The sequence below is a fragment of the Streptomyces sp. AcH 505 genome (assembly GCF_000818175.1).
Classification (GTDB): Bacteria; Actinomycetota; Actinomycetes; order Streptomycetales; family Streptomycetaceae; genus Streptomyces.
Genome location: NZ_JTIY01000002.1, coordinates 525,970 through 532,483 on the forward strand (window position 1 = coordinate 525,970; position 6,514 = coordinate 532,483).

Consider the following 6,514-nt stretch of genomic DNA (forward strand, 5'->3'; position numbering starts at 1 on the left):
GCACGCCCCACCCGGTGAACACGTAACCCAGCTGATGGGTCCCGAGGTGCATGGGGAACGGCGCGTAGCCGAGCACGGTGAAGAAGCCCCAGTTGTACAGCAGCGCCGTCAGCCCCATGGTCAGCAGACCGCGGTGGCGCAGGGCCCGCAACGGGTCGAGCACCGACGTCCGGTGGGCAGGCGGCGGGGTCGGCTGTACGAGGGTGAGCGTCGCGACCAGGGCGAGCGCCATCAGCACGGCGACGCCGAAGAACGGGCCGCGCCAGCTGATGCCGCCGAGTTCACCGCCGAGCAGCGGACCGATGGCGATACCGATGCCGAGCGCCGTCTCGTACAGGATGATGGCGCCGGCGAAGCCGCCGCTCGCCGAGCCGACGATGACCGCGAGCGAGGTCGCGATGAACAGCGCGTTGCCCAGGCCCCAGCCCGCCCGGAAGCCGACGATCCCGGCGATGCTGCCGGACGCGCCGGCCAGTGCGCTGAAGGCGACGATCAGGATCAGCCCGGCGACCAGCGTGCGCTTGGCGCCGATCCGGCTGGAGACGAAGCCGGTGAACAGCATGGCGACGGCGGTGACCACCAGATAACTGGTGAACAGCAGCGTCACCTGGCTGGGGCTGGCCCGCAGTCCGTCGGCGAGGGCGGGCAGGATCGGGTCGACGAGGCCGATCCCCATGAAGGAGATCACGCAGGCGAAGGCCACCGCCCACACGGCCTTCGGCTGACGGAACGGGCTCACCGCGCCGGGAGCGCCGCCGTGCGCCGCCTCCTGGGCGGTCGCTGACGTGTCTTCACTGTCGGTCACAAAATAAGGTGTACCACGCATCTATTTTGCTGACCAGACCTCGCGTCAGCCCATCGCGCGGTCGAGGTTGATCGCCGAACTGATCAGTGCCAGATGGGTGAACGCCTGCGGGAAATTGCCCAGATGCTCGCCCGTCATGCCGATCTGCTCGGCGTAGAGTCCGACGTGGTTGGCGTAGGTGAACATCTTCTCCAGCGCCACCCGCGCCTCTTCCACGTCACCCGAGCGGGCCAGCGCCTCCACCCACCAGAACGAGCAGATGGAGAACGTGCCCTCGGTGCCGTCGAGACCGTCCGGCGCCTGTGCCGGGTCGTAGCGGAAGACCAGGCTGTCCGCCACGAGACTGCCCCGGATCGCGGCGACGGTCGAGTGGAACCGCTGGTCGGCGGGGGAGATGAACTTGACCATCGGCATGAGCAGCGCCGAGGCGTCCAGGATGGTCTCCACCTCCCCGTCGGGCTCGGCGCCCAGCCGCTGGACGAACGTGTGGGCCACCGGGTCCCAGCCGCGCGACATGACCGCGTGGTAGATCCGGTCGCGCACCTCTGTCCAGCGGCCCAGGTCCCCGGGCAGACCGCGCTGCCGGGCCATCCTGATCATGCGCTCGACGGCCACCCAGCACATCAGCCGCGAGTAGGTGTGGTGCTGCCGGCCGGCCCTGGTCTCCCAGATGGACTCGTCTGCGGTGTCCCAGTTGTCCATCAGCCAGTCGAGGATCTCGCACAGATCCGTCCAGGCCTCGTGCGAGATTCCGCCGCCGTGCTTGTTGAACAGATAGATCGAGTCGATCAGTTCGCCGTAGATGTCCAGCTGGCGCTGGCCGCTCGCGTCGTTGCCGGTGCGGACCGGGTACGAGCCCCGGTACCCCTCCAGATGGCCGAGCACCTCCTCGGGGAGGTGCGCGTCGCCGTCGATGGAGTACATGACCCGCAGCGGTCCGGCGCCTCGGTCGGTCGCCGTACGCAGCCGCTCGGTCAGCCATCCGATGAAGGCCTCGGCCTCGTCGGTGAAGCCCAGCCGCAGCAGCGCGTACAGGGAGAACGCCGCGTCCCTGATCCACACGTACCGGTAGTCCCAGTTACGGCCCCCGCCGATCCGTTCGGGCAGACCAAGCGTCGGCGCGGCGATGACCGCGCCGGTCGGTTCGTGGGTGAGCAGTTTGAGGGTGAGCGCCGAGCGGTGCACCATCTCGCGCCAGCGGCCCGTGTAGCCGGACTGGGAGAGCCAGCGGCGCCAGAACGCCACCGTCGCGTCGAACAACACCTCCGCGGCCTCGGGGCCCACGGCCTCCTCGGGGAAGTCCGCCCCGTCGGCCGCCGCCTCCAGCACGAACAGCGCCGTCTCGCGCTCGGACAGCTCGAACTCGCCGTACGCGTCGTCCCCTTCGACGTCCAGACGCACCGTCGAGCGGACCGACAGGGACAGTGTCTCGCCGCTGAACACCACACCGTCCGGCACCCGGGTCAGGGTGTGCCGGTCACGGCCGTAGTTCATGCGCGGCGCGACGCGTACCGACATCCGCATCCGGCCCCGTACGTTGACCACCCGCCGCACCAGCCGCTGGCGGTGCTCGCTGTCGCGGGCCCGCAGGACCGGCATGAAGTCCTGGATCTCGACGATGCCGTCCTCGGTGAGCATCCGGGTCACCAGGATGTTGGTGTCCGGGAAGTAGAACTGGTGCCGCTTGGCGATCTGGCAGGACGGGGCGATCTCCCAGTAGCCGCCCTTGCCGGCGTCCAGCAGCGAGGCGAAGACGCTGGGGGAGTCGAACCGTGGGGCGCAGAACCAGTCCACCCGGCCGTCCGTCCCGACCAGCGCGGCGGTGCGCAGGTCACCGATCAGGCCGTGCTCGGCGATCGGCAGATAGTCCTCGGCCTTCATCCACCGAGTCTCACCCGCGGACCGCCGCCCCGCACATCGGTCGGGGACCGTCCGGCGGTCGCGTTCTCAGCCCTGGCGGGCCTTGAACCGGGGGTCCTTCTTGTTGATCACGAAGACGCGGCCCCGCCTGCGGACGACCTGCGCCCCCGGCTTGGACTTCAAGGACCGCAACGACTGGCGAACCTTCATGGCCTGCTCCCTTCCTTGGATGTCCATGACAACAGTGCGCCCGGCTGCGCCATTCCCCGGCCCCGCCCCGGCCGCACCCCGTTCCCGGCCCGTCCCGAGGCGTCCCGGCGTAGTCTGGGATGCCCGGGCGCATCGAGGAGACGACCAGTTCAGGGGTGGTGGCATGGTCAACCCGACGATCTTGACCGTCGACGACGATCCGGCGGTCTCCAGAGCCGTCGCACGCGACATCCGGCGGCGCTACGGCGAGCGCTACCGGGTCGTCCGCGCGGCCTCCGGTGAGGACGCGCTGGAGGCGCTGCGCGAGATCAAGCTGCGCGGGGACCAGCTGGCGATCATCCTCGCCGACTACCGGATGCCGAAGATGAACGGCATCGAGTTCCTGGAAGCGGCGATGGACCTGTTCCCGCTCGCCCGGCGGGTGCTGCTCACCGCGTACGCGGACACCGGCGCCGCCATCGACGCCATCAACGTGGTCGACCTCGACCACTACCTGCTCAAGCCGTGGAACCCGCCGGAGGAGAACCTCTACCCGGTGATCGACGGGCTGCTCGACCTCTGGCTCGCCACCCCCGACCCCTCGGCCACCGAGACCCGGGTGGTGGGACACCGCTGGTCGGCGCCCTCCTTCGCGGTACGCGACTTCCTCGCCCGCAACCTGGTCCCGTACCGCTGGCTCCAGGCGGACGAGCCCGAGGGCAGGCGGCTGCTCGACGCCGCGGGGGCCGCCGAGGGCGACGTACCGCTGGTGATCACGTCCGACGGCGCGTCCCTGATGGCGCCGAGCGACGCCCAGCTCGCCGCCCATGTCGGCCTCACCACCACACCCACCTCCGACTTCTACGACCTCGTCGTGGTCGGCGCGGGGCCCGCCGGACTCGGCGCCGCCGTCTACGGCGCGTCCGAGGGACTGCGTACGGTCCTGGTGGAGCGCCAGGCCACCGGCGGCCAGGCCGGCCAGAGCTCGCGCATCGAGAACTACCTCGGATTTCCGGACGGGGTCTCGGGTGCCCAGCTCACCGAGCGGGCCCGCAGGCAGGCGACGAAGTTCGGCGCCGAGATCCTCTCCACCCGCGAGGTGATCTCCATGGAGGCGCCCGGCTCGGGCCGGGTGCTGCGGTTCGGCGACGGCACCTCGATCACCGCCCACACCGTCGTGCTGTCCACCGGGGTCTCCTACCGCAGGCTGACGGCGCCGGGCCTTGAGGAGTTCACCGGCGCCGGGGTCTTCTACGGATCCACCGTCACCGAGGCGCACACCTGCTCCGGCGAGGACGTGTACATGGTGGGCGGCGCCAACTCGGCGGGACAGGCCGCCGTCTACTTCTCCCGCTACGCGCGCCGGGTGCATCTGCTCGTCCGCGGCGAGGATCTCGTACGGTCGATGTCCAGCTACCTCATCGACCAGCTCCGCGACATCGACAACGTCGTCGTGCACCCCTGGACCGAGGTGGTCGAGGGCAAGGGCGGCGACCACCTCCAGCAGCTCACGCTCAGGGACACCAGAACCGGCGACACGGAAACCGTCGAGACGTCCTGGCTGTTCGTCTTCATCGGCGCCGAACCCCGCACCGAATGGCTGGACGGCGTGGTCGAGCGCGACGACCGCGGCTTCGTCCTCACGGGACCCGACCTGGTCGCTGCGGGCAGGCGCCCCGCGTCCTGGCAACTGCCCCGCGACCCGTACCACTTGGAGTGCAGCGTGCCCGGTGTCTTCGCGGCGGGAGACGTCCGCGCCACCTCGCTCAAACGCGTCGCGTCCGCCGTGGGCGAAGGCGCGATGGCCATCTCGCTGGTCCACCGCTATCTGGAGGCACAGTGACCGACACCGTCCGGCTCAGTCCGGAAGAGCTGCGCACCCTGTTCCTGTTCGAGGCCCTCGACGAGGACCAGCTGGTGTGGCTGTCCGAGCGGGGGAAGGTCGAGGAGCGGGCGGGCGGCAGCGTCGTCTACGCCGAGGGCGAGCCCGCGACCTGCTTCTTCGTCCTGCTGAGCGGCGCGGTCTCGCTCAACCGGCGGCTGCACGGCGACGACATCGAGGTCAGCAGGACCGACCAGCGCGGGGTCTACAGCGGCGCCATGCAGGCGTATCTCGGCGACCGCGTCGAGCAGTTGTACGCGAACACACTGCGGGCCGTCAGCGACGCGACGTTCTTCGTGCTGACCGCCGACGAGTTCGCCACGGCGATCCGCGAGTGGTTCCCGATGGCGCTGCATCTGCTGGAGGGGCTGTTCTTCGGCACCCGCGCCGCCAACACCATCGTCGGGGAGCGGGAGCGGCTGATCGCCCTCGGCTCACTGTCGGCCGGCCTCACCCACGAGCTGAACAACCCGGCGGCCTCCGCCGTCAGGGCCACGGCGGCGCTGCGCGACCGGGTGGCCGGCATGCGCCACAAGCTCGCCCTCATCGCCGACGGCCGGGTCGACGGCACCCGGCTGCACGGCCTGGTGGAACTGCAGGACGCGGCGGTGAAACAGGCGGCAGCCGCGCCGCCGCAGACCGCGCTCGGTGCGGCCGACGCCGAGGACGAACTGGCCGACTGGCTCGAAGAGCACGGCGTGGCGGGCGCCTGGGACCTCGCGCCCGCGATGGCGGCTGGCGGCATCAGCGTCCCCTGGCTGGCCACCGTCGAGGACACGGTCGGCGAGGCCTATCTGGACTCGGCCGTGCGCTGGATCGCGTACACCATCGACACCGAACTGCTGATGGGCGAGATCGACGACGCGGTGACCCGGATCTCCGGTCTGGTCGGGGCGGCCAAGCAGTACTCCCAGCTCGACCGCGCCGCACAGCAGACCGTCGACGTGCACGCCCTGCTCAACGCCACGCTCACCATGCTCCAGGCGAAGATCCCCCAGGGCGTGAAGGTGGTCAAGGACTACGACCCCGACCTGCCGGGCATCCGGGCGTTCGGCGCCGAACTCAACCAGGTGTGGACCAACTTGATCCACAACGCCCTCGACGCGATGGACGGCACGGGCACGCTCACCCTGCGCACCAGGAAGGAGCCGGACCGGGTGCTCGTCGATGTGATCGACACGGGCTCCGGCATCCCGCCCGAGGTCAGGCCGCGGATCTTCGAGCCCTTCTTCACCACGAAAGCCGTCGGTGAGGGCACGGGCCTCGGCCTCGACATCTCGCATCGCATCGTCGTCAACAAGCACGGCGGCGACATCCGCGTCTACTCGGAGCCGGGCACCACCAGGTTCGAGGTGTGCCTGCCGATCACCCCGGAACCGCCGGAGGAGCGGCCGGTCGCCCCGGAGGGCCCCGGGGACTGACAGGGGACCGCCGCCCGTCCTGGGCCGGGGCGCTACGCGGCCCGGCCCAGGAAGTCGCCGAGGCCGCTGATCAGCCGCTCGACGTCGTCGGCGTTCGTGTACGGGGCGAGCCCCACCCGCAGCGCGCCGGTGTCGCCGAGACCGAGCCTGCGCGACGCCTCCACCGCGTAGAACGAACCGGCGGGCGCGACGACCCCACGGTCGGCGAGAAAGCGGTACGCGTCCTGCGCTTCGCGGCCCTCGAAGCCGAGCAGCAGCGTCGGGGTGCGGCGCCGGGCCCGCGAGTACAGCGTGACGGACGGGAACGCGCCCAGCCCCTCCTCGATCCGGGACCGCAGGACATCCTCATGCGCCTCC

General features: G+C 70.6%; 6 protein-coding genes. 2 read left to right on the forward strand and 4 right to left on the reverse strand.

Annotated features, from left to right (window positions below):
• From HY68_RS45795 to ykgO, 3 genes are all read right to left on the reverse strand, one after another.
• On the reverse strand, positions 1-739 hold a 739-nt coding region (locus tag HY68_RS45795; RefSeq protein WP_241778896.1), incomplete at its 3' end, for an MFS transporter.
• A 111-nt stretch (positions 740-850) separates the two neighbouring features.
• The gene (locus HY68_RS32490) at positions 851-2,686 is read right to left on the reverse strand and encodes a glycoside hydrolase family 15 protein (RefSeq protein WP_041998581.1); all 1,836 of its coding nucleotides are present in this window, start codon (positions 2,684-2,686) and stop codon (positions 851-853) included.
• A gap of 66 nt (positions 2,687-2,752) precedes the next feature.
• The gene (gene ykgO / locus HY68_RS32495; protein WP_042000492.1) at positions 2,753-2,875 is read right to left on the reverse strand and encodes a type B 50S ribosomal protein L36; all 123 of its coding nucleotides are present in this window, start codon (positions 2,873-2,875) and stop codon (positions 2,753-2,755) included.
• 163 nt (positions 2,876-3,038) lie between these two features.
• Here ykgO and HY68_RS32500 point away from each other — a divergent pair, with 163 nt between their 5' ends.
• Complete coding sequence (locus HY68_RS32500; protein ID WP_041998584.1) at positions 3,039-4,697, forward strand: FAD-dependent oxidoreductase; 1,659 nt, start codon at positions 3,039-3,041, stop codon at positions 4,695-4,697.
• Positions 4,694-6,157: an ATP-binding protein gene (locus HY68_RS46095; RefSeq protein WP_041998586.1), complete on the forward strand. Its 1,464-nt coding sequence runs from the start codon at positions 4,694-4,696 to the stop codon at positions 6,155-6,157. The genes HY68_RS32500 and HY68_RS46095 overlap by 4 nt, the downstream gene beginning before the upstream one ends.
• Positions 6,158-6,189: 32 nt before the next feature.
• Here HY68_RS46095 and HY68_RS32510 read toward each other — a convergent pair.
• On the reverse strand, positions 6,190-6,514 hold a 325-nt coding region (locus HY68_RS32510), incomplete at its 5' end, for an aminotransferase class V-fold PLP-dependent enzyme (protein WP_041998589.1).